Source organism: Gaoshiqia sp. US2 (assembly GCF_059705485.1).
In genome coordinates, this window is the sequence record NZ_AP048550.1 from 806705 (window position 1) to 833512 (window position 26808).

Genomic DNA, 26808 nt, shown 5'->3' on the forward strand with positions numbered 1-26808 from the left:
CCGGGGCGACGTTTCGGTTCGTTCCTCCCTCAACTTTGCCCTGGGCTATCCATATTTTGCCCCTACAGGGCAAGAAAAACAGAACGGCTTGAACAACTATCTGCCAAATAAGGAAACTGTAATTAAGACGACAAGATGTATTGACAATTTCTTTTAGAGGTGTTAATTTTGAAACCTAGGTCATACATATGTAAGGAGTAGATTATATGGCTGTGAGACCTAGGTGATATAAAATCAAGACTTAGATCTTATTCATACTTGTTTGGTTGCAGGTGGTTAACCGAACAGGAATCCAACATCAGACGATCAGCAAACATTTACTAAAAGACGAAGATCATGAGCATTTTTTACCGTTTGGATCAGCAAACCGACAACCTGAATCAGGAAGAAAACAGGAAGCGGGGCCTGTTTCCCCGCGTGATTCGCAAGCGGACAGTCGGCCTTCGTGAATTGTGCAGGCTTACCGCTTGCGGCACAACCTTCAACGCCATTGAACTGGAGGCCGGCGTGCAACTGGTGCTGAGCCAGCTGCTCGACGAGTTGGCCGACGGCAACCATGTTTGCATCGAAGGGTTTGGGACCTTTTCCGTGAGCGCCAAAGCTGTCCGCCAGGCCGTAGAACAGCACGACATCCGCGCCGAATCGATCCGGTTGAAACGCATTGTTTTCAAAACCTCGAAAACATTGCTGAAGCAAACAAGTTTCCGGTTTCAGCGGAAGCCCGAACCATAAGATCGTGCACGGTGGCCGGCAGAAAAACAGCGCTTAACTTTTCCGGATTTTCGGCAACATAATCTTTTGGCAAAACGCCGAAGTGGGCTTTCGGTGATAATTCAGATCATATCGAGATCGCCCGATCTGCAAAGAAAATTTGTATCTTTGAAAAAAATCAATTTTATGGGAGCAATTATCATAAAAGCAGATAAAAAAAGTAATAAGATTCTTTCTGATCTCGCAAAAAAACTCGGTGGAAATGTAATAAACCTTGACGATGACCAGTATGAAGATTTTGCGCTTGGTTCCTTGATGGATTCTGTAAAAACAGGAAAAACCGTCAGCCGTGAATCCATTATGCAAAAATTAAAAGGTAAATGATCATCGAATTCGATAAATCATTTGAGAAATCTCTTGAGAAAATCAAGAACAAGTCTCTGCTTCAGAGAATTGAAAAGACAATTATTGAATTTGAACATGCCAAGGCTTTTGCTGAATTATCAAATATCAAAAAACTAACAGGTTACAAATATTATTATCGGGTTAGGATTGGCGAATACAGACTTGGATTCGAAAAAATTGCGGACAATACACTTCGGTTTATTATTGTCGCACATCGAAAAGATATCTACAAATTATTTCCTTAGTGCTACAAAAACTCACCACTGACAGTTAACATGCAGATGTGAGAAAACCAACAATTAACCTCTCACTCACAGCGCTTTACTTTTCCGGATTTTCGGCAACATAATCTTTTGGCAAAACGCCGAAGTGGGCTTTGAAGCATTTGGCGAAATACGATGATGAACTAAATCCGGTTTGGGCGCAAATTTCAGAGACCGGGTAATCGCCCTGAAGTAACAGTCCGGCCGCTTTATTCAACCGCACCACCCGGAGGTAATCGTTCGGCGTCATCCCGGTAATACTTTTAATCTTCCGGTAGAAGCTGGACCGGCTCATAAACATGGTTTCAGCAATATTATCGATCGAAAAATCCAGTTCGGCGATATACGCCTCTATGTTATCGTGCAGACGCTCCAGAAATTCTTTATCGCGCTTTGGCACCGGCATACTGGCAACAGCCCGCGAGGGATCTGAGGTCAGGAGTTTTTGAAACGAAATTTTCAGTTGGAGCAGATTTGCGATCTGCCGGCGTAAATATTTTACTGAAAACGGTTTCTCCAGGTACACGTCGGCGCCGTATTCCATTCCTTCGATCTTTGAATCGAGCGCCACTTTTGCCGTTAACAGGATCACGGGAATATGGCTGTAATTGATATCGTTCTTGACCGCTTTGCACAGCTCAAATCCGTCCATTTCGGGCATCATCACGTCGCTTACAATCAGGTCGATGTTTTCGGCAGGGAGGATGTCCAGCGCCTGTCTGCCGTTATGAACTTTTAATACGGTAAAATACGGCTTCAGCGAATCTTCAATCATATCCAGCAACTCGCTGTTGTCTTCCACCAGCAAAACCCTCGAATTTTTGAACGGCGCATCAACCGCTTCGGTTTCCCGGGGAACGTGGTCGTCGGCCAGTTCGCGGATACCTGCCGCCGGAAGTTGTTTACCGTCTGTGGTAAGTTCTTCCTTCCCCGACAGGAAGGGGATGGATAACACAAACGAGGCTCCGTTCCATTCGTTATCCAGCACGGTGATTTGTCCATGATGATTTTCGGCCAGCGATTTGGAAAATGCAAGGCCAATTCCGGTTCCCGGACTACTTTGCGGGCTGTTCGACTGGTAAAAAGCCTCGAAAACTTTCTTTTTCTCCTTATCCGGAATTCCCGGACCGTCGTCGACAACGCGAATTTCGAAATGGTCTTCAAAAATTTCGAGGTGAAGTTCAATTTTCGTCCGCGCGTGTTTCACCGCGTTACCCACTAAATTAATCAGGATCTTGTAAATTTTTTCGCGGTCGATGGCGGCCACCACATCGTTTTCGGGCAGCGACAGGCTGATATCGATCTGCTTCAAGGCGGCCGAATAACCAATCTGATCGTGCAACTCGGTTACCAGGTCGTTAAGCGACTGGTAACGAAGATCGAGTATGGCGCCCTGGTTTTCAATTTTTTGAAAATCGAGCAACTGGTTAGCCACATGAAGCAGATAGTCTACATTCCGGTTTATGACGTTCAGGTATTTTGACCCTTTCGTACCGGCATTGTCCTCCGACAACCTTTCGAGCGGAAGTTTAATGAGGCTCAGCGGTGTTCTGATCTCGTGAACCAGGTTGACAAAAAACAGGATTTTCGACTGGTAAGCTTCTTTTTCTGTTTTAAGCTGATAGGCTTCCAATTGCCGGGAAAACTTGGTCCGCGCTTTAACCGTCAGATACCGTGAAACCAGGTAACCGGCGCCCACCGCCATCAGGAAGTAAGCCCAGTAAGCATAGGCCGAACTCCACCAGGGAGGCAGGATGGTCAGGCGGATACTTGCCCCCTCCTCATTCCATTTATAGTCATTATTGGTTCCTTTCACCCGAAACACATATTCGCCGGCAGGCAGGTTGGTATACGACGCGAAGTCGGCATGGCCGTTATCCACCCAGTTTTTATCGAACCCTTCGAGGATGTATTGATACCTGTTTTTATCGGGTTGCTCGTAACTAAGCGCCCTGAACCCGAAGGTGAGGCTGTTGTTCCCGTACGAAAGCTTTATTTCTTTCGCGGTATAAACCGGTCCGTCCAGGTTTAACACTTGCTCGCTCTCCTTTTCGTTGATGTTGTACAAACGGGCATCGACAATATAAACCGGCGGGATAAAGCGGTTTTCGACAAAATCGTTCGGGAAGAATGAATTAAACCCGTTGATCCCGCCAAAATACAACATGTCGGTACCCGATTTCAGCGATGCCCTGAAGTTGAACTGGTTACTTTGCAAGCCATCTTCCCGTGTAAAAAGCTTCAGGTTGGTCTTATCCGAAGGATCAACCCGCAGTAATCCGGCATTGCCCGATATCCAGAGATTCCCCAAAATATCTTCCTCAATGGCATAAATAACCTTACTGGACAAAATTTGGTTCTGTGGGTCGAAGTCGATAAAAGACTCGGATGTTTCGTCAAAATAACACAAGCCGCCTCCATTTGTACCCAGCCAGATTTTTCCGTTTAAATCTTTATGAAGCGTGATGATTGAATTACTGGTGATGGAGCCCCGGTTATTTTCTTCCCAGACGTAGTGTTTCCATTGATTGTTTTTGGGATCGAGCCGGAATGCACCGGCATTATCGGTGGCAATCCAAAGATAACCCGACTGATCTTCCAGAATATCAAAAACCGAAGTCATGGTCCCGACAAAGTTCATGGTTTCGAAATGATCCGACAGGCGGTTATAACGGCAGAGTCCCCAGGTGGTGCCCACGTAAATATTTCCTTCCCGGTCGCGGTAAAGCGATAACACATCGTTACTGCAAATCGTTGTTGACGAGTTCCGGGTATGGAAATATTCGGTGAGTTTATTGGTCTTCAGATCCAGAACCTTTAACCCGTTGGCGTACGTACCAATCCAAAGCTGATCATCGGCCAAAAGCAATGAGCGGATATCCAACTTCTGTGTCGTCCCGGGGATGAGATACGGACTGACACTCAATGTATTGATATCCAATAATTTTAAGCCATCCTGGCAACCGACCCAGATATTCCCGTCGCTGTTCTCGCAAAACTGACTGATCACTTTCCCGGTACATCGGTTGGGATCATGGGTTGGTGGATAGTAGTTAAATACGATTGCCTGTTTGGGAAGGTAATTTACGCCACCCAGGTAAGTGGAAATCCAGAATCCCCCCTCGGCATCTTTCAAGATAGCCGAAATAGACTGATCGCTGAGGCTGCGGGGATCGAGCAGGTTGTCGATTCGTGTAAATTGTCCTTCCTGAATATGGAAAATGTACAATCCGTTGTCGGAACCGATCAGAAGTTCTTTCTCCGAGTATTTGGCAATCGCCCGGATGGTGCCGATATGCTGCCTGCCGCTGCTGTATTGCTCAATCTGTTTTGTCCGGCTGTTAAGCGAGTATAACATATTGGCGCCCATGCTAAACCAAACCTTTTCATCGGCAATTTGGATGCAACTGATTCTTAGGTTCTCCTTTTTGTCGGGAGCCGGGTTATACGAATCCAGATAGTTCCCGCTCTGATCGTAGCAAATCAGTCCCTCCTGCAGCGACGAGGAGCAGATCCGGTAGGTCTGATCTTCGCAGATATCCCAAACAAAGGAAGTATACAGGCTGTTTTGCCTCAGGACATCCGTCTTCGGGTCATAGATAAAAATTCCCTGCCCCAGGGTCGCGATCCAGATTTGTCCCTTGCCGGTCTGGATGATTTTCTTAACCTCGCTGCTGATTGATACGTTATACTGTGTTTTTTTATCAAACGGCAAAAACCGGCCGCTCAGTCGTTGGTAAATATGGATGCCTTCGCTGGTGCCAACCCAGATATTCCGCTCGCTGTCTTCAAACAGGGCCTGCACCGAATTATTCCCTAACGAGAACTTTTCCTGATGATCACTCCTGAATATTTTGAATTGTTTCCCGTCAAAACGATTAAGACCATCGCTGGTGCCGAACCACATAAAGCCATAACTATCCTGCAAGATACACCATACCGTATTATGCGACAAGCCATTTTCTACCTGGTATTTCTTGAAATAGAATGACTGAGCAAATGATTGGCTTACAATCATCCCGGCAAACAGGCAAAGTATCCAAAATCTCCTCATAGGTTTTGCTCTTACAGACAGAAGTTCAGATTCGGAAGAAGGAACATGAAAGCTTCTCAATAATCACGCGATCATTCTTTTAAATGAAATGCGGAGCAAAAATAGAATAAAAAAAAGACTTAACCGGCTTCACCGGCTAATCCCCCACGATTTCATCAAGCGCCTGATAAATCACATCCGGTTCAAAGCCCCGGCTTTGGGCAAAGCGGAACAATTTGGCTTTCCGGTCGTACGGATTCAGCACTTTCACGCTTTTATCCTTTTCCTTCAACAGGCGAAGCAGTGTTTCACGGTAAGCTTCGTCTCCAATCTCACCGAGGGCCGACCGGATCGTGGCAGGAGCTATTTTTTCGGCTTTCAGGTGGTAGGCTATTTTTATTTTTCCCCATTTGTTAAACCTGAATTTATCGCGCACGAAACTTCGGGCAAAGCGTTCCTGATCGATAAATTTCTCATGGACAAGGTGTTCCATCACCGGCTTAACTTCTTCCTCCGTCAGGCCCCAGTCGTGCAGCTTTTGCTCAATACTTCCCGGACTTCTTTCCGACCGGCTGCACAGAGCAGCTGCCCGCTGGCAGGCATCGCGTTGTTTTTGACTCCAGACCATCGCGTTAAAAGAATGATTTCTGTTTGTAACTAATCGTTAACTGCAAAGGTAATATACTTCGTCCGATTTTAATTTTCTTTTAAAATTGAACTGAAATCGAATATAAAACCGATTTGTTCAAATTTTTGTTCTTTACTTTGTATGCAGAAATCAGAACCGGAAAAATATCAATTAATAAAACAGGAATTCGTTAGTTATGAACAGGATACAATTGATGATTCTATGTGCCGGCCTGGGTGTTATCGTGAGCTTGAATGGTTTTGCACAAGCTGTCGGCCCCAGGATGCTGACCTTTGACAAGGCCTACGAGTACATGATGGCTAACAGCCATGTGTTGAAACAAGCCGATTATCAGATCAGCGAAAAAGAAGCCGAAGTAAAGGCGTCGGCCGGCTTGAGGGCGCCAAAAATCAGTCTGACCGGGCTTGCCGCCCAATTATCCGATCCGCTTCATTTGGATTTAACGCCGGTCCGCGACGCCATTGACCCGCTTTACAGCGCTCTCGGGAATTACGGCGTATTTTCGGGCGTTCCGAATCCTGATCCGGCTACAAACTCCGTGATGCCGGTTTTACCCGATGACGTCAGTACAGCGGCCGTTCGCCGGCAATTACTCGAAGGGCAGCAGGCCATTCGAGCCGCCGACTGGGACAAGATGATCCAGGAAGAACGCTTTGCCAGCCTGAGCGCCAACCTGACCTGGCCGCTGTTTACCGGAGGAAAGATTAACGCTGCCAACGAGGCTTCCCGGATTTATAAAGAAGAAGCCGGATTGCAGAAAGAACAAAAACAAGCTGAGTTATTGAGCGAACTGGTTGCACGCTATTACGGGCTGGTCCTTTCGAAAGAGTCGGAACAAGTGAGGAAGCAGGTGTTGGCAGCAATGGAGAAACATTTGTACGACGCGCAAAAGCTGAGCGAAGAGGGTCAGATTGCCCATGTGGAAAAACTGCACGCGGAAGTGGCGGTGGTTGAAGCCGAACGTGAATTACAGAAAGCCGGCCGCCAGTCGTTTATTATTGAGCGGGCCTTACAGAATACCCTGGCTTTGTCCGAGACCGACTCGCTTGTCCCGGTCAGTAAATTATTCATCCTGAAGAATACAGGCGATATGCACGAATACCTGGCGTTGGCCCGGACCAACAGTCCCTTGCTCCGGCAGGTCGACTCGAAAAAGAACCTCGCAGAAACGGGACTAAAAGCCGAGAAAAGCAATTATCTGCCAACGCTTGCCCTCACCGGCATGTACGATATTGCCAACAAAGATTTATCGCCTTACATGCCCGGGTGGATGCTTGGCCTGGGTCTGAACTGGACTGTATTTGACGGAGCCGCCCGCTCGCGAAAGATACAGGCCGCCCGGTTTAAAGTAGAACAGGTGAATGAAGCCGGACAAAAAGCCGATGCCGATATCAGCACACTGATCGGGAAACTGCACCACGAGCTGGCCATGCAGGTGGAACAACTGGTTAGTTTGGACAAATCGCTGAAGTTTGCCCAAACCTATGCCGAAAGCAAAGAAAAGGCCTTTACCGAAGGGCTTTCCTCTTCATCCGAGTTGGTAGATGCCCAATTGCTGGTCGCCCGGTTCAAAATTGAACGCTTGCAGGCGATGTACCAATACGACCTGACCCTGGCCTCGATGCTGCAAGTATGCGGGACTCCGGATTTATTTAACAGCTATCAGCTTCGCGACGATGTCATTTTCGGCTCAGTCAACGAACACTGAAAACATAAAAACAGATACAGATGAATAAGACGAGAAACTTTATCATTGGTTTATTTTTTACGGCATTGCTGGTTTTTGTGCTCTACACCAGCTGGTTGATTACCCGCCCGGTACGGCTCGAAATACAGGGAGAGATGGAAGCCACGCAGATCCGGGTAGCATCGAAAGTCCCCGGCCGCATCGACCGGATTGCCGTTAAAAAAGGGCAACAGGTAGAGAAAGGCGATTTCCTGTTCGCCATCAACAGTCCCGAGATTGAGGCCCGGTTACAACAGGCCACTGCTGCCCGAAATGCAGCGGCAGCACAAAGCCTCAAAGCCAGAAACGGGGCTCAGGAAGAAGATATTCAGGCGGCCTACAGCACCTACCTGAAAGCCGAAGCAGCTGCCCGCCTGCACGAAAAAACCTTTCAGCGGGTCTCTAACCTCTTTGAAGCCGGCGTGGCGCCCGAGCAAAAGAAAGACGAGGCGGAAACCCAGATGAAAGCTTCGCGCGAAACAGCTAACGCAGCCAGATCGGTATGGGAGAAAGCACAGAAGGGCGCCCGGTACGAAGACAAAACCGCCGCGCAGGAGTTGGTGAACCAGGCAGAAGGCGCCATTGCCGAGGTGGAATCGTACCTGAGAGAAACCCAGATCAGCGCACCGGCGAACGGCGAAATTTCCAATATCATATCAGAAGAGGGCGAATTGGTGGGTACCGGTTTTCCGGTAATTACCATCCTTGATTTACAAGACAACTGGGCAACCCTGTTTATCCGGGAGGATTTGCTGGCCGACATCCGGATGGGAAGCGAGTTTAAAGCGGATATCCCCGCTTTAGGCAAAAAAGATGTCCTTTTCAAAATCAACTACATCAGCCCGATGGCCGATTTTGCCACCTGGACTTCCACCAAAACATCCGGCGGATTCGATATGAAATCATTTGAAATACATGCTGTACCCCTTGAAAAACCGGAAGGCCTGCGCCCCGGAATGAGTGTGCTGGTGAACTGGAAACAATTCAGAAACTAATTCAAATGAGTAAAGGAAAGGAAACAGCCTTCTTTCGCGATAATCCGCTTTTCAGGGTGCTCTTCCGCGAAATTGACCGGATGACGGGTTCCTCCATCTACGTGTTTACCACGCTGATCGGGCCCCTGATTTCGTTTGTCATCCTGCTGGCTGTCTTTTCGGAGGGAGTTCCGCGCGATCTGCCTGTCGGCTTGGTCGACAAAGACCGTACTGTTTTGTCACAAAAAATCGGGATGTGGATTCATGCCACACCGGAAGCCAACATTGTGCTTCACCTGCCCAATACCGACGAAGCTTATAAACAAATGGAAGAAGGGAAAATTGAGGCTGTGATCGTCATTCCCGAAGGAACAGAAAAAAATATACTGAAAGGGAGTCAACAGAAAATACCGGTGTTCATTAATAACACCAACATCCTGAAGGGCGGTTATCTCCAAAAAGGAATCTATAAGGCAATGGCCACTCTTTCCGGAGGCATCAAGCTTCAGGTGGCCCAAAAAAAGGGGCAATCGGTGAACCAGGCGATGGCCACCGCACAACCCGTCAGGTTACACCAGCATATTTTGTTTAACCCGTACGGAAATTACTCCTATTTTCTGCTTACAGCTTTATTGCCCCTGATGGTGGTTGTTTTCACCTTGCTCACAACCGTGTATGCCGTGGGAACGGAAGTACGCGAGGGAACCGGCCCGGATTGGCTTAACCAGGCTTCGGGAAGCGTGATTGTGGCTGTTACCGGGAAACTGATTCCTTATACACTGCTGTTTAGCATCGTATCGGTGGTGATGAATGTGGTTCTGTTTATTCAGATGGGAGCTCCGCTTCGGGGTGAATTTCTGCTGATAGTGACGGGCGAACTGGCCCTGATTCTGACCTACCAGATGCTGGGCATGTTTTTGGTTGCTCTGACAACCAATCTCAGGCTGTCGCTTTCGCTGGGAAGCGCTTATTCGATGATGGCCCTTACCTTTTCAGGCCTCACCTTTCCGGCGATTGCCATGCCGGCGGTTGCCGAGGGGTTCTCGTACGCTTTCCCGTTTACCTATTGGGTGCATATTTTTATATCGCAGGCCATCCGAGGCGAAGCTCCGGTGTACGGCATGAAGTACCTGAGCATGTTCCTCGTGTTCATCCTCATTTCGGTACTGGCTCTGCCCCGCTTAAGACGGGTTTTGCAAAAGGAGAGATACTGGGGAAAAATATAATGGCGTCGATCATTAACCTGAATGAATTTTTAGCATGTTCAAAAAAATAAAAACGGGTATTTCCATGACCGGGCAATTTTACCGGGACGAGATGAAAGCAATCTTTCAGGACAAGGGTGCGCTCCTGATTTTGTTAGGCGCTGTGATCATTTACCCCATTATTTATTCCTTTGCCTATCAGCCGGAAATTGTCAGGCAGATCAGTACCATTGTGGTGGACATGGATCACAGCGCTGCCAGCCGGCAACTGATCCGAATGGTGGATGAAACGGAACAAATTCAGGTGGTTAGCTATGCGCACAGCATGGACGAAGCCCGCCGGACCTTTTTCGACAAAAAGGAAACGGGTGGTATCCTGGCAATTCCGTCAGGCTTTGAAAAGCAACTGCTGAACGGGCGCCAAACAGACGTATCGGTTTATGCCGACGGCAGTTTCTTCCTCATTTACCGTCAGGCGCTGAGCGGTGCAGTAAGCTCGGTCGGTACCTTTGCCGCCGGTGTCGAAATTAAAAAGCTCATGGCCGGCGGACAATCGTATGATCAGGCCCTGGAATCGCGCGACCCCCTGTCGGCCGATCTGCATTTTTGGTTTAATCCTTTTTCGGGCTACGGAAGTTTTATCATGCCGGGACTGATCCTGATCATTCTTCAGCAGACCTTGCTGATTGGCATTGGCATGATCGGCGGCACCGGCAAGGAGGTAAACCGTCACAGTTACCTGGTTCCGGTAGCATTGCGGCGGGGAGGCGTGTTGCCCATTCTTTTCGGAAAAACATTCAGCTACCTTACCATTTACCTGTTCAACACTATTCTGACGATGGTATGGGTTTATCATTGGTTTGGTTATCCCAACCGGGCCGGATTTTTGCATGTATTGATGCTGACGGTGCCTTTTTTGCTGGCGGTCATCTTTTTGGGAATCACCATATCTGTTTTATTCCGCCGCCGCGAATCATCGATCCTGTTTATGGTCTTTTTATCTCCCATCGTATTGTTCATCAGCGGAGTATCGTGGCCGGTATCTTCAATTCCCGGGTTTGTTTATCAGCTGGGGCATGTATTTCCGACCACCGTCATGGTTCCTGCTTATTTAAGGCTGAGGGTGATGGGGGCCGGTTTAGAATCGGTACAGCACGAATACCTGTTATTGCTGTTGCAATGCGGTGTTTATTTCACGACAGCCGCCGCAGCGATTTATCTGGAAGCCCGGCATAACCAGAAACAGGAAACGAACGATCAGACAGAGTTTACAGCATAAAGTCCAGCTTTAACTGATCTTCCAGCAAGCGAAAAGTCATGCGGTGGAAAGGCGAGGTGCCGGTCCGGCGAATCGCTTCGCGGTGTTCTTTGGTAGGATATCCTTTGTTTTTATTCCAGGCATAGTGCGGGTATTTCAGGTGAAGCTCATTCATCAGGTCGTCGCGGTAGGTTTTTGCCAACACCGAAGCCGCAGCGATCGGTAAAAATTTGCCATCACCTTTTACAATACAACTGTGCAGAATGCCGGGATAGGGTTTAAATCGGTTCCCGTCGATCAGCAAATATTCGGGCAGGATGTTCATCTGCTGAATGGCCCGGTGCATGGCCAGAATGGAAGCATTTAAAATATTTATCCGGTCGATTTCGTCGTGACTGACCAGGCCAACTCCGAACGCAACCGCCTGCGCTTCAATCAGAGGACGAAGCTGATAGCGTTGCTTCTCCGTCAGCTTCTTGGAGTCGTTCAACAACTCATTTTTAAAATCAACCGGCAGAATAACCGCGGCTGCCACCACCGGACCAGCCAGACAACCTCGCCCCGCTTCATCGCAACCGGCCTCCATCCGCCCTTCATCCAGAAATAATTGTAACGTGTTTTTCTCCTTACCCATGTTTTACCCGTTAAAAACAGCCGGCAATTTACTTAACAACAACCGGTTTTTAAGCATCTTTTCACCGGTAATGACCAAATTAACGGTTTTTCATTAAATTCACCAGTCTGAGAAAATTATTCAGACTGAAAGCAGATGAGCAAATTGAGACCAGCAGATTTGATTCAGAACGATGACTTTGAATTATTGGCAGAAGTTGAGCACGATCAGATCAAACAGTTTGTGTTAGAGCAGATCAGTCCCTCGGTGTACCTGATCCGATGGTTTTCGGCGTACCAGGTGGCGATGATCGCCTTATTTCTGCTTTTGGCGGGTAAAGCCGGCTTTTTGTTTTTCAGGGGAATGGATGAAGCCATTCAACAGATGGGTTTAGCCCTGCTGTTTTCGTTTACCATACTGATTGTGCTGCACGAATTGCTCCATGCACTGGCCTATTGGACTTTGGGCTACAAACGTTTAAAATTCGGGGCCATCCTGAAAAAGTTTGTCTTCTATGTTGCATCCGACCAGGAAGTTATCGGATATTCAGCTTTTCGGATGGTCGCTTTTGCCCCCTTCGTGCTGGTTAAACTGGCTTGTTTGGCCGGGGGGCTGTTATACTGGTCAACACCTTATGCCTATTTCTTTTTCAGTGTGATGTGTATCCATTCGCTCTTTTGTGCGGGCGACATGGCCATGCTGGCCTTTTATCTGATCCATTCCGGTAAGGAGATTTACAGCTTTGATGATCTGAAATCAGGTAAAACATTCTTCTATTTCAAAACAAACCAAACATCTGTTGTTAAATAATTGAGCTTTGAACCCGTATTTTTTAGCGAAAGTTGCGGATCTGATTCTTTGCGAATTTGATTATTCCGTATATTTGTGGCCTGAATAAATTGTCCTGTGGTGTAATTGGCAACACGTCTGATTCTGGATCAGAAGAGTTTAGGTTCGAGCCCTGACAGGACAACAAAATGACGATTCAAAAAACTGCAAAAGCACTTAAATCCTTGATTTTAAGTGCTTTTTTATTTAACAGCACTTCAAGATAAACCATAAATGGTCAAAGTAAGCGAGACCAAATCGAGACCTATCCGGTTTTATCGGAAACAGGTCTCGGCAAAACTCATAACTCTCTGATTGTTAGATTTTATATGATTCAATTTGGTGCATTTTGGTTGTTGTTTTCAGACTCTTTCAGGCGTATTTTAGTAGACCAGGCGAGACCAAATCTGCACCTCAATTAATAATTTTAAAAATTGCAGGTTATGAGAATTACAATCAATCTTTCACTGAAGAATTCCAAGTCAGGTTCCACGGGTAAAACTCCTGTTTATGCGCGCATCACGCTGGAGGGGCGGCGGGCTGAGATTTCAACAGGTATATTTGTTGATCCGGCACAGTGGGATAACCACCGGCAGCTGATTTCCGGGAAAGGTGAATCGGCCACTATCCTTAACAACCGGCTCAGTAAATTTGTATCTAAAGTAAACGACTTCTATAACCAGTTAGTAGCTGTTGGCGAGGATTTTGATATTACAGACCTGAAAGAACGTATCACGGGGCCAAAGAACCAAAAGCAAGTTCTGGATATGTTTGACCTGACGATTCAATCTGTTGAAGGTAAACTCGGTCATGGTTATACGTATAGCACGTTAAAACATTACCGTACCTGCCGAAAAAGGCTGGATGAGTTTATCCGGAAACAATACGGTAGAACGGATATGGCCTTAAGCAGGGTCAATTACCAATTTCTGGATTCTTTTGACCTGTTCCTTAAATCGGTTGTTAAAGTAACCTCCAATACGGCCTGGGGCTATCATAAGGATTTCAAGAGGGTTCTGAATAAAGCTGTTTTTATGGAGCTTATTTCGAAAAACCCCTACCATTCCTATAAAGTGAAAAGTATGGAATCTAACCGGGATTTTTTGACAATTGAAGAATTGGCGAAACTGATGCACAAAGAGATTTCAATAAAACGGATGAGCATGGTCAGGGATATTTTTGTGTTTGCCTGTTATACCGGTTTATCTTTTTCTGATCTTGAAAAGCTTGGGCCGGAACATCTGTACCAGGGCGACGATGGTGAAACATGGATCATGATCGACCGGACCAAGACGGCAGCCAGATGTCGACTTCCCTTACTTCCCGGTGCAGAGACCATTCTGGCGAAATACCAGAATTGCCCGGTCAATCAATCAAAAGGGAGGTTGTTGCCGGTTTGCTCCAATCAAAAATTAAATGCCTACTTAAAAGAATTGGCTGATATTTGCGGAATAACCAAAAACCTTTCCATGCATGTTGCCCGGCACACCTTTGCCACATCCGTAAACTATTCTTTTAATCAACCTATTATCAGGAAATTAATCGAGTTCAAAAAGAAAAAGGGCAACAGATAAGTAGGAGATAAAGTGCCTTATTACACTTCATTTTTGATACTTTCAAATAACTCTGTTGTAAAGATAAATAAATAAATATCAAAATGCGTTTGGCGGTAACCTGGAACAGGGTCAACTTGTTTAATTTGTAAGTAATTTTAGTAGGAATTTGTTATCCCGCCAGCCCTGAGCCTTTTAGACTTGAGACTTCCTTTAGAACTGTCTTTTTTCAATAAGTTCAAGGTAATTTTGTTGGCCAGAGCAAAATTCTGAGCCGCTATGCCTGCCCTTTTTCATTGGCTATCCTCACCAGATGTCATGTCCAGCACCCCATGCAGTAAGTTTTCCACGCCCGGTACTTGAATTATTGGTTAACCCGCTCGGCCATTGTATCCACACTACTGATGTAGTAACGGGTTTCATTCTCCCTTTTGTCGCAGATAATCCTTTCTGTAGTAATCCTGATAATGCTTAAAAGCCCTTCCCATTTCTCTTTCCCGTGCAAAAATTCCGGGTTGTTGAGCACTTCGCATTTATGTGTTTCTATTCGTCTGTGCCCTTTTTCGGTCCACAGGTTGAGGCAGGTTTCTGTACCCTGAAAATGCTCTGGTTTTCTTCCTGTAGTTCTTTTTGGTTTCCTTTTAAGGCCAGTACGTAGTTGCCTTTCACAATGTCCCTTGCTATTTTTGTTTGTGTACTCGTAGCGTCAATAGGTACGATGCAATCCTCAATATACAGGATATCAGGCAATAAAGAGACCGTAGTGATCAAATACGCCGCCCCAAGTTCTTTGTAATCGCAACTATCCTTCAAGATTTGGTAAACCGACTTCAGGATCGAATGTTCTACTGCTATCAGGACGCTTTTTTTTGCCCCGGCGTCCTGCCAGTTTGGGGTACTTTGCGTGATAAAACCTGTTTCTTGTCCTCTTTGCTGTCCAGGCTATTTCGAACAGTACACCTTTCGCCTGTTTGTTCCCTTAGGTTGTCCTTCCACTTTGGAACTAATATCCGGAACTTTTTTAAGTAGTTACAATGCATTCTCGTAAGGCGACAAAGCTTCTTTTATCTGCTGGTCATACTTTCGATGGTTACTGTGTGCTGGCAATTTTCTTGTGGATAATTTGAAGCATATACACATAGTCTTCGGTAATAAACTCCTGGCATGCTTCATAGATTTCTTCTTTGGTGGCCGCCAGTTTTTTTGTGATAAACTTCCTTGGAGTAGTAACTCCAAAGGCAACTAACCGGGTGGGGTTGAAAAATGACTGGCTCGGTTAATTTTTATAAAGAATCAATGGGCTGGTGTCTATATTCTAAAGTTGTGATCATTTAACGTTAGCTGCATGATTTGGATGCAAGTAATCGGATCTTTATTACAATTTCTATTTGGCATTGAGTATAGATTTCAAAAAGAATGGAAATGGGAAAAGTTATCGAATAATGATTTTATTAAAATGATATATATTCGGTTAACTAGCTTCCTTTTGGGACTTGATACAGACGTTATGAACGTCACGGAAGAATTAACATTATGAATCGAAGAATTGTCAAAATAATGGTGATATCTGTTATGATATCATTTTTGTGTTAGGAGTATGTGGAATAGAAATGCGTCGAATGTTAAAAATAGAGTTATGCAATTAGGAAGATTGAGTCAAATTACCTGCGCTGCGGGTTCGTTTATTGTTACCGGATTGTTTACATTGAATTCATATGCAACAAGTAAGCCAAACATTGTCATCATTTATGCAGATGATTTGGGATACGGGGATGTTAGTTGCTATGGAGCTACAAAGATCGAAACTCCAAACGTTGACGAGCTGGCTAAAAACGGGATACGTTTTACCAACGCCCATGCCTCTTCCGCAACATGCACCCCTTCCCGCTATTCGTTATTGACGGGTGAATACGCGTGGCGAAAGAAAAATACACACATAGCCAACGGTGATGCTTCCCTGATCATCCCAACAGATATCGAGACCCTTCCTTTGATGCTGCAAAAAGCAGGTTATACCACGGCAGCTGTCGGAAAATGGCACCTGGGGCTTGGTCCGCAAGGAGGCCCTGACTGGAACGGGGTGGCAAAGCCCGGAGCGGCGGAAATTGGATTGAATTATTCATTCTTAATTCCGGCTACAGGAGACAGGGTTCCATGCGTATTTGTTGAGAATGGCCGTGTTGCTGGGCTTGACCCTAAAGATCCAATCAAAGTGAGTTACAAAGGGCCAATTGGAGATGAACCCACAGGAAAGGATCATCCTGAACTTTTGAAAATGATGTTCAGCTATGGTCATGATCAGGGCATCGTTAATGGAATTAGCCGGATTGGTTACATGACCGGTGGCAAATCAGCTTTGTGGGATGATGAGAATATTGCACAGGTATTGACCAAAAAAGCAGAAACCTTTATTGAGGAAAACAAGGATCATCCCTTCTTCCTATATTTTGCAACTCATGACGTTCATGTGCCAAGGGTTCCAAGCCAGCGTTTTGTTGGCAAAAGCGACATGGGCCCGAGGGGCGATGCTATTTTACAGTTCGACTGGAGTGCAGGGGAAATTATCCGGACTTTGCACCGGTTGGGGCTGACAGAAAATACACTGGTTATTTTAACTAGCGATAACGGGCCGGTTCTGGATGATGGTTACAGTGACCAGGCTGTTGAGAAGTTAGGAGGGCACAAACCTGCCGGGCCTATGCGTGGCGGAAAATACAGCGCTTTTGATGCGGGCACAAGGGTTCCGTTTATTGTTTCCTGGCCTTCAGAAATTAAGCCGGGCACTTCGGATGCATTGGTATCTCAGATTGACTTATTTGCTTCCTATGCTTCCCTTGTCGGGCAAAAATTGTCCCCCAAAGATGCTCCTGATAGCTACGATGTTCTTCCTGCACTTCTAGGTAAATCAGACAAAGCGCGGGATTTTTTAGTAGAGCATTCGAGGGCTTTGTCGATCATTGAAGGAAATTGGAAATACATCGTTCCCAACAATTCCCCTGCTGTAAAAGTGAAAACTGTTCCGATCGAGCTGGGCAATGCTCCTTATCCTCAGTTGTATGATTTATCGGTGGATTTGGGAGAAAAAAACAACCTGGCTGAAAAATATCCGGAAAAGGTCAAAGAACTGGCGGATTTATTGGAGGCAGTGGAACAGGGCAAGTACAACAGGAAACAGTAAAATTTTACACTGACACTTCTTTTATGTTGGTAATGGCCGTTTCCTTTAGCTCAATTTTAAAAATGATTTTTCAGGAAAAACAAGAAAGTGACAGAAATTCAATAATAATATTGTATGAAATATTTAATCTATGTTATCGGATTACTAATCCTTTCAGTAAATCTGAATGCCCAAAACAAAAAAGAAGTAACAATTCTTGATGGTGAAAAGTGGTGGGGGTGTTACTCGACTTTCGGTCGGATGCAACCGTTTGATCAAACGACAGACATCTCATTTGATCAATTCAACAGCGATAATGGGAATCAGTCATCACCGGTTTGGGTTTCATCAGCAGGGAGATACATTTGGAGTGAAGGCCCCCTGAAAGGTGAATTTAAAAACGGACAGATTTCACTGGAATCGAATAGTGATATAATTGTCGGGCAGGCAGACGCAAATTCGTTGGCTTCTGCTTATCAGGCGGTTTCTTCCAGGTATTTCCCTGCTTCGGGAAAAATTCCGGGTGAGTTACTATTTATCAATCCGCAGTTAAATACCTGGATGGAATTATTGAACAATCAAAACCAGCAGGATATACTGGCCTATGCCCATGAAGCCGTGGAAAATGGGATTAAGCCAGGCGTAATTATGATTGATGGCGGATGGCAAAAGAATTTTGGTCTGTGGGACTTCAACGGTTATTTCCCGGAACCTAAGAAAATGGTGGACGAACTGCACAAATTGGGTTATAAAGTCATTTTGTGGCTGGTGCCCTATGCTGCTGCTGATGATAAAACAACCTATCAAAATATTGGAAAGGGATGCCTGTTGAAAGATCCGGTTAAGCCCAATCAACCTTACTTTGTTAAATGGTGGAACGGTTTTAGCCCGGCTTACGATCTTAGCAACCCGGAAGCAAAAGAATATTTTGTTGGAGTGTTGAAAGGGCTGATGGACAAATACGGCATTGATGGGTTCAAGTTTGATGGGGGTGATCCTGATCATTTTAAATATCCTTTTGATTCATACCAGCCAATGACGAAAGCAGAATACACTATGGCTTATGGACAGTTGGGTTTATTATTTAAATATAATGAGTACCGGGCGTCGTTTAAATTGGGCGGCCAGGCGCTTATGCAAAGATTGAGGGACAAGGAGGCAACATGGGAAGAACTCAGGGCTTTGATCCCCGATATGCTAACGGCTAATTTGATGGGCTATTCCTACACCTGTGCCGATATGGTAGGAGGCGGCTTGGCCGGAAGTTATGTCAGTAAACCTGAAGAATTTTTGAAAGGGATCAGGCATTTGAATGTTTCTGTCGATCAGGAAATGTTTGTCAGGGCAGCACAATGCCAGGCATTAATGCCTATGATGCAAATCTCAATTGCTCCCTGGCGTGTATTGGACAAGGAGCATTATGCCGATTTCCTCGACGCTACAAAAATACATGAGCAATATGCCCCAATGATCCTGAGGTTGGTCAATGAAGCATCAAAAACCGGAGAACCGGTCATGAGAAATATGGAATATGTATTCCCGGGAAAGGGGTATGCAAAGATAAAAGACCAGTTCATGCTTGGCGATTCCTTACTTGTAGCGCCAGTGGTGGTTTCAGGGCAGCGATCACGCGACGTTGTTTTCCCAAAAGGTGTGTGGATGGGTGATGATGGCAGTAAAATTAAGGGAGGAAAAACGGTTAGCGTCAGTGCTCCACTTGGACGATTGCCATACTTCAGGAGGATTAAATAAAATCAGAAATCGCTGTGATAACCGGGTTCCTTTAATTGAAAGGAACGACTAACTTAAAGTGTTATAAACCTAAAATGATAAAGGCATTGCTTTCGAACCTTAAATTATTAGTTGTTTTTGCATTTGCACTGCATCTCAACCTGATTTGTTTTGCTGTTAACCCGATCGCAAAACGAAATCCTGTTTCTTTGGAGAAAGTTGAATCTCCCCGGATTGAGAGTGTCAGGTTTGAACGTAATGAGGTTCCACAGTTTGGTTTGCTGGAAGCCAACATCAATGTAGAAGGCAATTGGAGAAATCCTTTCGATCCGGAAGACGTACGGGTTTTTGCTGAAATAACTACACCCACCCGACAGGTAACAGTTGATGCTTTTTATTTCCAGGATTACCGGTTGGTTGGGGACAGTCTTCTTCCCACGGGCAAAAGTCAGTGGAAAATTCGTTATACACCCGCGGGGAAGGGAGCATATTCATTACGGGTTATTGTGAAAACAAAAGCTGGATCTGATTCCTCCGGCTCGTTTGCTTTTACCTGTACTCCCGGGACCAGTCGCGGGTTCATTGGCCAGTCAAAAAATAACCCGCATTACTTTGCATTTGAAGATGGTACGACTTTCTTCCCAATAGGGACTAATTTAGTTTTCCCTTGGCGTCTTCCGTTGGGCGATGCTAGAAATAAAAGCGATATTTTACTGGAGCGGTTTGCAGATGCCGGGGCAAATATCGTGCGTTCTTGGTTTTGTATGCCACACCACTGTTTAGAGTGTCGTGTTGATCAAAGAAGTGCACATTATGGCCCGGGATGGATGGATCTCGAATCTGCCTGGATGATTGATAAAACGGTGGATAAAGCAAGTGGTCTTGGAATCTATTTGATGTGTTGTTTAGAAAATCAAGGAAATTTTAAAGATTTTTGGCCACAATCGCCATATAATAAAAAAAATGGAGGTCCTATTGTCAAACCAGAGGAATTCTTTACCAACCCTGACGCAAAGCGTTTATTCAAAATGAGGTTGAGATACTTGGTGTCAAGATGGGGATATTCACCCACTATTTTTTCATGGCAACTTTCGAACGAGGTTAACTCAATGCCCAATTTTAACCCAGTTGTGGTAGCCAAATGGCACAAAGAGATGGCAGAGTATATCCGATCAATAGACCCCAATTCACATCTTGTCCATACTAATCTTTCACGTCTTAACGGGATTCAAGAAATCAATCAGCTCCCAGAATTAGACCTTATATCTACTAATGTTTACTTTCAACGAGATGGCGCTTTAACATCGGATTGGACAAGCGACTTTTGTAATAAATTTAATAAACCTTTTTTACTTACTGAGTTTGGTCAGGCTAAATACGAAGGACTGCCTGACGGAGATCCCACAGGTGTACTTCTGAACAATACAATGTGGGGGCAGCTAATGACAGGCTCATCAGGGGCAGGGCTCCCTTGGTGGTGGGATTCCTGGATTGATGAACATGATTTGTATTACCAGTACCGTATCCTTTCCAATTTTGTAGCAGGGGTAGATTTTGCAAATACTAAATGGTCTCCGGTTGACCCAGTTTCCTTCAATTATACAGATTCGGAAATTAAAAAAACGTATGGATCGACTTGTATTGAGCAGTGGCGACGAAATTTTCAACCCGAAGCAGAGACAGGTGATAATCCGCATGTAATTACAGTTGATGCTGATGGAACATTTGACAAGAGAAATAGATATATGTGTCAGGTATTCAATCAGCAAAATTTTCCTGAATGGATAGCTGAAAATAAAGAAGCTTACGGGAAGCGATATTTCGATGTAGATTGGCCTACTGATGGATTTGTTGATTTGATTATTGCTGAAGTTTCTTCAACCCAAACGCCCATGCTCCATGTTTTAGTAGACCAGCAAGAAGTGATAAGTCATCCGCTTATAGCCGGAGACGATCTGACATTGGAAGATCCAGGAGCAAATTATTTTAGGCGTTTTCGTTTTCCTGTTTCCAAAGGGCAGCATCGTGTTATGATAGATAATTCAGGAGACGGATTTTTCACTTTTGCTTTGCGTCTGGGTAAGCACCGCGCTTTGCAAGGACCCGATTTGCAGGTAAGGGGAATTCAATCTGATGAACAGATACTTCTTTGGTTACGTAATCCTGAGTATAACTGGCTCTACGATCGGGTTGGAATTCGGCCAACTCGGCAGCATCCTGGTCTTCTTGTCCTTAAAGAGGTTCTGAACGGGAGATATCGCGCTCGTTGGATCGATACGACAGGCGGGAATATTCTCCTGGAGGAAAAAGTTGTAGCAAAAAATGGTCTACTGTTGCTTTCAACTCCGGAAATTAACGCTTCAGCCGCATGTCGACTGGAACGATTGCCCTGATATTGATGGTTTGGGGTAAAAACGGTTTGAGAGTTTGTTTGGTGAATAAATGTAAGAATTTATTGTGTTTAGCTTGGAATAATTAACTGATCAATAACAGGGTAATGGATGGCTTTGCTGTCAGTTGACTTTTGAGGTCTGAATGAATTCAAATACAATACAAAGAAAATTATTGTGATGTAATTGTCTTAATGTGAGTGTGTTGGTGATAGTAGAAAAGTAATAAGGGGTACATTTCTAATTAAGTGGGATACTACTTAAGCTATAATAGGTTACAATTTGATCTGTTCTCAATATAGAAAATTAACATGATTAAAGAGGATTTGAAGAAAGGCTGATGTTTAATCGTTTTTCAACCAAGACGGAAGAAAACATTAAACGCAAATACCAGCAAGAGATATTTATTTCTGGGAATGAGAAAATATTCTGATATAATGACTAACTAAATTTTTCAATATGATGTTTAAAACAATATTCTTGTGCTTCTTCCTTTTAGGACTGAATTTGCTGTGTTTGGCTGAGCCAGGAGAAGGTGATATCTTTAAAGAGTTCATTTGGAGTAGTGACAACATACAGCTCGTTTTCGGACCTGATGCAGTAAACCCGGAGGCACCAGAGAATCCGAAAGTTGTAAGTGTGCCAATTATTCTTGATTTAGAAAATGCAATAAAAGCAGAAGTTGTCGTCGAATTTTGGAGTGGACATCCTGGAACTTCCAGGAAAAGTATTCGTTTCAATGATAACAAGTGGGTTGAACTTCCTTTGCCGCGAAATACTCTTACTACACCGGAAGCGTACTTTTCAATAATTAATCAGTCCGCAGTTGAGATTCCGTTAAGTAACCTTCAACAAGGAGAGAATGAAATAAACTTTACGTGCGGCCCACAAATCGTTTATAATTTTGATTATCCTGCATTTTCAGTTCACAATGTCATTGTAAGGGTTTATTATTCCCAAGAAAAGGCGCATACTGACGCTCATATTGTTTCACCGGTTTCAGGCAGCGCAATCGAAGACTACCCAGTGTTCGAAGTTAAAGTCACAGGCCAACCACATGAAATCAGAAATGTAGATTTTATAGCCGAGTATGAAGGCTTCTCTTGGGGAGGAGACGGTGTTTTCCGCAAATGGCATTACAACTATAATCATTCTAGGCTAGAACACCATATTGGTACTGCTACTTCTGCACCCTGGAAAGTTACCTGGGATACGAAATGGATCCCGGATCAACGCAAACCGATGCGATTGATTGCCAGGGTTACCGATAAGAATGGAATAACCACCATGACTCCAGTTGTAAATGATCTCACTTTTCACCGCAAACGCTCAGTTGTATTCTATCCAGCTTCAGGCGTTAAGCAATTTTTTAATTCGCAATACGGTAAAAAATCGGTGTGTAGCATTAACTGGTTACAAAACAAACAGAAGGCCAAGGGTGCGAGATTGATTGTTGCAACGCATGGACCTCAGGTCAATGCGGGTGAAATCGGAATAAACGGCTATAAGCTGGGGTTAGTTGAAGCGCAACCCAAGGGACAAGGACGCAAAGTGTATCATGAAGTGGATGTTCCATTGGATTGGCTCGAAGATGGAGAAAACGAGTTCTCCATTTATTCAGACACGAATAACCATGCATTGGAATGCTTATGGCCAGGGCCAAGTCTGTTGTTAGAATTCGTACCATAGTGTATTTATAATTAAATTATTAGAAAATTAAAATAGTTGTTGTTATTATGAAAGTTAACACGCTTTTTCCCACTTTCTGCCTTGCTTTAGCAAGTTGTACCTCTGTGACGTCACCACCACCTCGTCCAAATGTTCTGATTATCCTGACCGATGATCAGGGGTATGGTGATTTTACAGCACATAGTAATCCGGTATTAAAGACACCCAACTTAGATCGGCTTCGTTCTGAAAGTATTCGATTCACTCAATTTCATACGGCACCGATTTGTACCCCCTCACGTGGACAGTTGATGTCAGGTGTAGATGGTTTGCGAAATGGTGCCCAGACAGTTAGCAATGGGAGGGATTTACTTCGACGCGATTTGCCCACATTGGGAGATGTCTTTACAGCAAATGATTATAGTTGTGGTTTATTTGGCAAATGGCATCTTGGTGACAACTATCCCTATAGACCAACAGATCGTGGATTTCAAGAAGTTGTAACCTTTCCGGCTTCACAAATCACCAGTGCGCCAGACTATTGGAATAATGATTGTTTTGATGACGTTTATTTGCATAACAACAGGCGTGAGCAATACCAGGGTTATGCAACCGATGTTTTCTTCGATGAGGCGATGAAATGGATGCAGAGGGAAGCAGATAAAAGTAAGCCTTTCATGTGTTATCTGGCAACGCCAGCTGCACATGTGCCCCATTTCGTTCCCGAACAATACCGTAAACTTTACGAAGGAAGCGAATTGCCTAATATTGACCAGAAGAATCGCGAAGATGTTGCTCGCTTTTTGGGAATGATTTCAGACATTGATCAAAACATGGCAAAACTTGATACCTTTCTAGTAAAAGCCGGCTTGAAAGACAATACCATCGTTGTTTTCATGACTGATAACGGAGGAACCGCAGGAGTTCCACTTTTCAATGCTGGGATGAGAGGTGGAAAATTTTCATTGTTTGATGGAGGGCATCGGGTACCCTGTTTTGTAAGGTGGCCAAATGGTCAATTAATACCTCCTGGTGATATCCCTGAACTAACAGAGATGCAGGATGTCCTTCCTACGCTTTTAGATTTATGCGGACTTGAACCTCCTGTCGGAGCAAAGTTTGATGGAATTAGCCTTGCTCCGCGCTTACGTGGGCAAATCGATGAATTACCCGATCGCACGCTTGTTGTTAACTATGTGAAATTAAGGGACAATATTCCAAGGAAAGATGACTCAGCAGTTCTTTGGAGAAATTGGCGCCTTGTCCAAAACAATTCCCTTTATGACGTTTCATCAGATCCGGGACAAATCACAAATGTGATTGATCAAAACCCTGAAATTGCTGCTAAACTGCTTAAATATCGAGAAGAATGGTGGACGGGTGTCGCTCCGGTCGTTAATAATCGTGGGGCGATTATAATTGGTAGTGATGCAGAACCGGTTACCCAGCTTGGTCCTCAGGACCGAGATGGCTCCATGCTTGACCAGAGTATACAAGTACGTGAAGGAATGACCGAAAATGGCCCGTGGAATCTTGAAGTGAACAAAGCTGGTGAATTTGAATTCGAATTGCGTAGATGGCCACGTGAAATTGATGAAGCTATTGTAGCCAGGTTGCCCGAATTCCAGCATGCAGACGGTATTTTTCCTGCAGGTGTGGCTTTGCCCATTACCGAAGCCCTAATAAGGATAGGTGATGTTGAAAAAACGCTTCCCGTTGCTCCCAAAGATAACTATGTAACGTTTACTGTGCCTTTGCCTGTTGGACGTACTGTCTTTAAAGCATCCTTTATTGGAAAAGATGGAAAAGAGATTTGTGGGGTATATTATGTTTACATAAAACGTAAAGAATTTAAAGGCTCATCCTCAGCAAAAACTGGAGAGGTTCAATAATTTCAAAATAATATGAGCGTTAAAAATAAGATTAGTTCAAAGGCTTTATACTCTCTTTGTGCTGCATTGTTTCTGTGTTTGGCAGGCTCACTGAATGTTCTGTCTGAAAATCAGGTCAAGCATCCTGCTGTTGAGGGAATAGAGAATACGGATGACCATACGATCATCTGGACACGATGGGAACAAACACTTACCAGCTCACTTGTTTATCCGAATCCCTATCAGGATGTTACTATAAATGTGATTTTTGAAGGCCCTAATTCGCAAAGCTTTTCCGGGTACGGTTTCTGGGATGGTGGAAGGATATTCAAAATCCGCGCTGCTTTCCCTACCTTGGGGAAATGGACATGGAGAACAAGTTGTTCGAAAACTGAAGACTTTGGGCTTCACAATCATTGTGGACAAGTATTTGTATCGGAATATTCAGGTTCAAATCCACTATATCAGCACGGATTATTAAGGGTTAGCAATAATCACCGTTACCTTACTTATGCTGATGAGACTCCGTTCCTATGGGTCGGCGACACTCCTTGGTCGGCGTTTCATCAAGCGAAACAGTCAGAGTGGGAGTCATTTCTCGATTATCGTACCAAACAAAAGTTTACCGTGCAACAGGTGCATGCTGCTCAGGGATGGACCCGGAATAGTTCTTCTGACGATATAGAGGGTAACCCTGCATTTTTAGGCGTAGGGACGGATATTAAATGGAATTCTGTTTATTGGCAGGGCGTAGAGCAGAAAGTTCAGGCAGCCAATGAACGTGGAATGGTTGTGTTCATTTGCGCCATGATTGAGCCTATATGGCGATTAGGTGGAGCCTCTCGCGGAGATATTGAAGCTGTAAAACGTTTTACACAACAGCTGGCAGCAAGGTTGGCTGGAAATTTTGTTGTTTGGTCACCAACAGCTGATGATATTTGGTCATCCGCTGCGAATGAATGCGGGCACATGCTAAAAGAAACGAATTCAAGGCAACTGGTAGTAGCTCATCCGCGATTTTTATTGGACCCAAGCATTGAATTTCATGAAAAGGTTTACACCGATGCTGGCGGACTTCAGACTGGTGCTGGTTGGCAGTCAAATCCTTATAATAATGAACCGCAAAAGCCTTTTTCAGCGGAATTAGCCTCAAGATGGGCCGTCGAGTGGCCGTTAGCATTATACAGTAGAGAAACCGTAAAACCGGTTCTCAATCTAGAAGGTCCATATGATAGTGGAAACCTGCACAATGGATTGGCTAAGTTTTATTCCATTCCGTATCCCTTTCGAATGCCACGAAGTGTCGCATATTTGTCTTTTTTATCAGGTGCATTAGGATACTCTTACGGAGTTGGAGGTATTTGGGATTGGGGGACACATACGTCTAATGCCAGTGGAGGTTGGAATTTTCAAACGGCATTACAAGCCAGCTCTGCTAATGAAATTCAGTATTTAAATGAATTCTTGGGATCTATCCAATGGTGGCAGCTTGAGCCTCACCATGAGTTCATTCTCAACCAGGCGGATGCCTGGTTGCATCACATGGTTTTTGCTTGCTCAGAGGATAGAAAGCTGGCAGTAGCTTATCTTCCCGACAACGAATCAATAAAAATAAACCTTTCCAGTTTTCCTGACTCAATACTTGCAAAATGGTTCAATCCCGTAACTGGCAGATACAAAGATATCCCTGGCACAATTTCAGGAACAGATTCGCACATCTTCGTAAAGCCTAATGGTTGGGAAGATGCAGCTCTTTTGTTGACTTCTAATTAA

The 26808-nt window shown here is 44.7% G+C and carries 19 protein-coding genes and 1 tRNA gene; 16 read left to right on the top strand and 4 right to left on the bottom strand.

Annotation, left to right across the window (positions count from 1 at the left end; translation table 11 throughout):
* The first annotated feature begins 336 nt into the window (after positions 1–336).
* The 3 genes from AC6H3C_RS03160 to AC6H3C_RS03170 all read left to right on the top strand — a co-directional run bounded on the left by AC6H3C_RS03160 (position 337) and on the right by AC6H3C_RS03170 (position 1361).
* Positions 337–732 (top strand): HU family DNA-binding protein, encoded by a 396-nt coding sequence (locus AC6H3C_RS03160; protein ID WP_497519190.1) that lies wholly within the window; start codon positions 337–339, stop codon positions 730–732.
* 165 nt (positions 733–897) lie between these two features.
* A complete protein-coding gene (locus AC6H3C_RS03165; protein WP_497519191.1) occupies positions 898–1095 on the top strand; it encodes a hypothetical protein in 198 nt (65 codons plus the stop codon).
* On the top strand, positions 1092–1361 hold the full coding sequence (locus AC6H3C_RS03170) for a type II toxin-antitoxin system RelE family toxin (protein ID WP_497519193.1): 270 nt from the start codon (positions 1092–1094) through the stop codon (positions 1359–1361). Before AC6H3C_RS03165 ends, AC6H3C_RS03170 begins: the two co-directional genes overlap by 4 nt.
* A 76-nt stretch (positions 1362–1437) precedes the next feature.
* Here the strand turns inward: AC6H3C_RS03170 and AC6H3C_RS03175 are convergent, their stop codons facing one another.
* Together AC6H3C_RS03175 and AC6H3C_RS03180 are read right to left on the bottom strand one after the other, a co-directional pair.
* Positions 1438–5433, bottom strand: a complete 3996-nt coding sequence (locus tag AC6H3C_RS03175) for a hybrid sensor histidine kinase/response regulator transcription factor (RefSeq protein WP_497519194.1) — start codon at positions 5431–5433, stop codon at positions 1438–1440.
* Positions 5434–5569: 136 nt separating this feature from the next.
* Entirely contained in the window at positions 5570–6040 is a 471-nt protein-coding gene (locus AC6H3C_RS03180) for a regulatory protein RecX (RefSeq protein ID WP_497519195.1), read from the bottom strand.
* A gap of 196 nt (positions 6041–6236) precedes the next feature.
* Here AC6H3C_RS03180 and AC6H3C_RS03185 point away from each other — a divergent pair, with 196 nt between their 5' ends.
* The 4 genes from AC6H3C_RS03185 to AC6H3C_RS03200 are packed head-to-tail and all read left to right on the top strand — an operon-like array spanning position 6237 to position 11245.
* Positions 6237–7769 carry a TolC family protein gene (locus AC6H3C_RS03185; RefSeq protein ID WP_497519196.1) on the top strand — a complete coding sequence of 511 codons (1533 nt, stop codon included), beginning with the start codon at positions 6237–6239 and terminating at the stop codon, positions 7767–7769.
* Between the two features lie 20 nt (positions 7770–7789).
* Positions 7790–8782 (top strand): HlyD family secretion protein, encoded by a 993-nt coding sequence (locus AC6H3C_RS03190; protein WP_497519197.1) that lies wholly within the window; start codon positions 7790–7792, stop codon positions 8780–8782.
* Between the two features lie 5 nt (positions 8783–8787).
* Complete coding sequence (locus AC6H3C_RS03195) at positions 8788–9987, top strand: ABC transporter permease (RefSeq protein WP_497519198.1); 1200 nt, start codon at positions 8788–8790, stop codon at positions 9985–9987.
* Positions 9988–10021: 34 nt separating this feature from the next.
* Entirely contained in the window at positions 10022–11245 is a 1224-nt protein-coding gene (locus tag AC6H3C_RS03200; protein WP_497519199.1) for an ABC transporter permease, read from the top strand.
* Here the strand turns inward: AC6H3C_RS03200 and rnhB are convergent.
* The gene (gene rnhB / locus AC6H3C_RS03205; RefSeq protein WP_497519200.1) at positions 11235–11858 is read right to left on the bottom strand and encodes a ribonuclease HII; all 624 of its coding nucleotides are present in this window, start codon (positions 11856–11858) and stop codon (positions 11235–11237) included. The two genes, AC6H3C_RS03200 and rnhB, sit on opposite strands and share 11 nt — an antisense overlap.
* Positions 11859–11993: 135 nt before the next feature.
* Here rnhB and AC6H3C_RS03210 point away from each other — a divergent pair, with 135 nt between their 5' ends.
* The 3 genes from AC6H3C_RS03210 (at position 11994) to AC6H3C_RS03220 (ending at position 14239) form a co-directional block, all read left to right on the top strand.
* On the top strand, positions 11994–12647 hold the full coding sequence (locus tag AC6H3C_RS03210; RefSeq protein WP_497519201.1) for a DUF3267 domain-containing protein: 654 nt from the start codon (positions 11994–11996) through the stop codon (positions 12645–12647).
* 90 nt (positions 12648–12737) lie between these two features.
* Positions 12738–12810, top strand: a tRNA-Gln gene (locus AC6H3C_RS03215).
* A 298-nt stretch (positions 12811–13108) separates the two neighbouring features.
* Complete coding sequence (locus tag AC6H3C_RS03220) at positions 13109–14239, top strand: site-specific integrase (protein ID WP_497519202.1); 1131 nt, start codon at positions 13109–13111, stop codon at positions 14237–14239.
* 522 nt (positions 14240–14761) lie between these two features.
* Here AC6H3C_RS03220 and AC6H3C_RS03225 read toward each other — a convergent pair.
* On the bottom strand, positions 14762–15031 hold the full coding sequence (locus AC6H3C_RS03225) for a hypothetical protein (protein WP_497519203.1): 270 nt from the start codon (positions 15029–15031) through the stop codon (positions 14762–14764).
* Positions 15032–15854: 823 nt separating this feature from the next.
* Here AC6H3C_RS03225 and AC6H3C_RS03230 point away from each other — a divergent pair.
* The 6 genes from AC6H3C_RS03230 to AC6H3C_RS03255 all read left to right on the top strand — a co-directional run bounded on the left by AC6H3C_RS03230 (position 15855) and on the right by AC6H3C_RS03255 (position 26808).
* Positions 15855–17396, top strand: coding sequence for a sulfatase family protein (locus AC6H3C_RS03230; RefSeq protein WP_497519205.1), 1542 nt, complete (start codon positions 15855–15857; stop codon positions 17394–17396).
* A gap of 114 nt (positions 17397–17510) precedes the next feature.
* Positions 17511–19127: a glycoside hydrolase family 31 protein gene (locus tag AC6H3C_RS03235; RefSeq protein ID WP_497519206.1), complete on the top strand. Its 1617-nt coding sequence runs from the start codon at positions 17511–17513 to the stop codon at positions 19125–19127.
* Positions 19128–19162: 35 nt separating this feature from the next.
* Positions 19163–21499, top strand: coding sequence for a DUF5060 domain-containing protein (locus tag AC6H3C_RS03240; protein WP_497519208.1), 2337 nt, complete (start codon positions 19163–19165; stop codon positions 21497–21499).
* A 456-nt stretch (positions 21500–21955) separates the two neighbouring features.
* A complete protein-coding gene (locus AC6H3C_RS03245) occupies positions 21956–23185 on the top strand; it encodes a hypothetical protein (RefSeq protein WP_497519209.1) in 1230 nt (409 codons plus the stop codon).
* Positions 23186–23232: 47 nt separating this feature from the next.
* Positions 23233–25056: an arylsulfatase gene (locus AC6H3C_RS03250; RefSeq protein WP_497519210.1), complete on the top strand. Its 1824-nt coding sequence runs from the start codon at positions 23233–23235 to the stop codon at positions 25054–25056.
* A gap of 12 nt (positions 25057–25068) precedes the next feature.
* Positions 25069–26808 (top strand): glycoside hydrolase family 140 protein, encoded by a 1740-nt coding sequence (locus AC6H3C_RS03255; protein WP_497519212.1) that lies wholly within the window; start codon positions 25069–25071, stop codon positions 26806–26808.

Bases quoted from the DNA above. Each gene is read 5' to 3' on its own strand.
- AC6H3C_RS03160 (WP_497519190.1), top strand. From the start codon at position 337: ATGAGCATTTTTTACCGTTTGGATCAGCAAACCGACAACCTGAATCAG.
- AC6H3C_RS03165 (WP_497519191.1), top strand. From the start codon at position 898: ATGGGAGCAATTATCATAAAAGCAGATAAAAAAAGTAATAAGATTCTT.
- AC6H3C_RS03170 (WP_497519193.1), top strand. From the start codon at position 1,092: ATGATCATCGAATTCGATAAATCATTTGAGAAATCTCTTGAGAAAATC.
- AC6H3C_RS03175 (WP_497519194.1), bottom strand. From the start codon at position 5,433: ATGAGGAGATTTTGGATACTTTGCCTGTTTGCCGGGATGATTGTAAGC.
- AC6H3C_RS03180 (WP_497519195.1), bottom strand. From the start codon at position 6,040: ATGGTCTGGAGTCAAAAACAACGCGATGCCTGCCAGCGGGCAGCTGCT.
- AC6H3C_RS03185 (WP_497519196.1), top strand. From the start codon at position 6,237: ATGAACAGGATACAATTGATGATTCTATGTGCCGGCCTGGGTGTTATC.
- AC6H3C_RS03190 (WP_497519197.1), top strand. From the start codon at position 7,790: ATGAATAAGACGAGAAACTTTATCATTGGTTTATTTTTTACGGCATTG.
- AC6H3C_RS03195 (WP_497519198.1), top strand. From the start codon at position 8,788: ATGAGTAAAGGAAAGGAAACAGCCTTCTTTCGCGATAATCCGCTTTTC.
- AC6H3C_RS03200 (WP_497519199.1), top strand. From the start codon at position 10,022: ATGTTCAAAAAAATAAAAACGGGTATTTCCATGACCGGGCAATTTTAC.
- rnhB (WP_497519200.1), bottom strand. From the start codon at position 11,858: ATGGGTAAGGAGAAAAACACGTTACAATTATTTCTGGATGAAGGGCGG.
- AC6H3C_RS03210 (WP_497519201.1), top strand. From the start codon at position 11,994: ATGAGCAAATTGAGACCAGCAGATTTGATTCAGAACGATGACTTTGAA.
- AC6H3C_RS03220 (WP_497519202.1), top strand. From the start codon at position 13,109: ATGAGAATTACAATCAATCTTTCACTGAAGAATTCCAAGTCAGGTTCC.
- AC6H3C_RS03230 (WP_497519205.1), top strand. From the start codon at position 15,855: ATGCAATTAGGAAGATTGAGTCAAATTACCTGCGCTGCGGGTTCGTTT.
- AC6H3C_RS03235 (WP_497519206.1), top strand. From the start codon at position 17,511: ATGAAATATTTAATCTATGTTATCGGATTACTAATCCTTTCAGTAAAT.
- AC6H3C_RS03245 (WP_497519209.1), top strand. From the start codon at position 21,956: ATGATGTTTAAAACAATATTCTTGTGCTTCTTCCTTTTAGGACTGAAT.
- AC6H3C_RS03250 (WP_497519210.1), top strand. From the start codon at position 23,233: ATGAAAGTTAACACGCTTTTTCCCACTTTCTGCCTTGCTTTAGCAAGT.
- AC6H3C_RS03255 (WP_497519212.1), top strand. From the start codon at position 25,069: ATGAGCGTTAAAAATAAGATTAGTTCAAAGGCTTTATACTCTCTTTGT.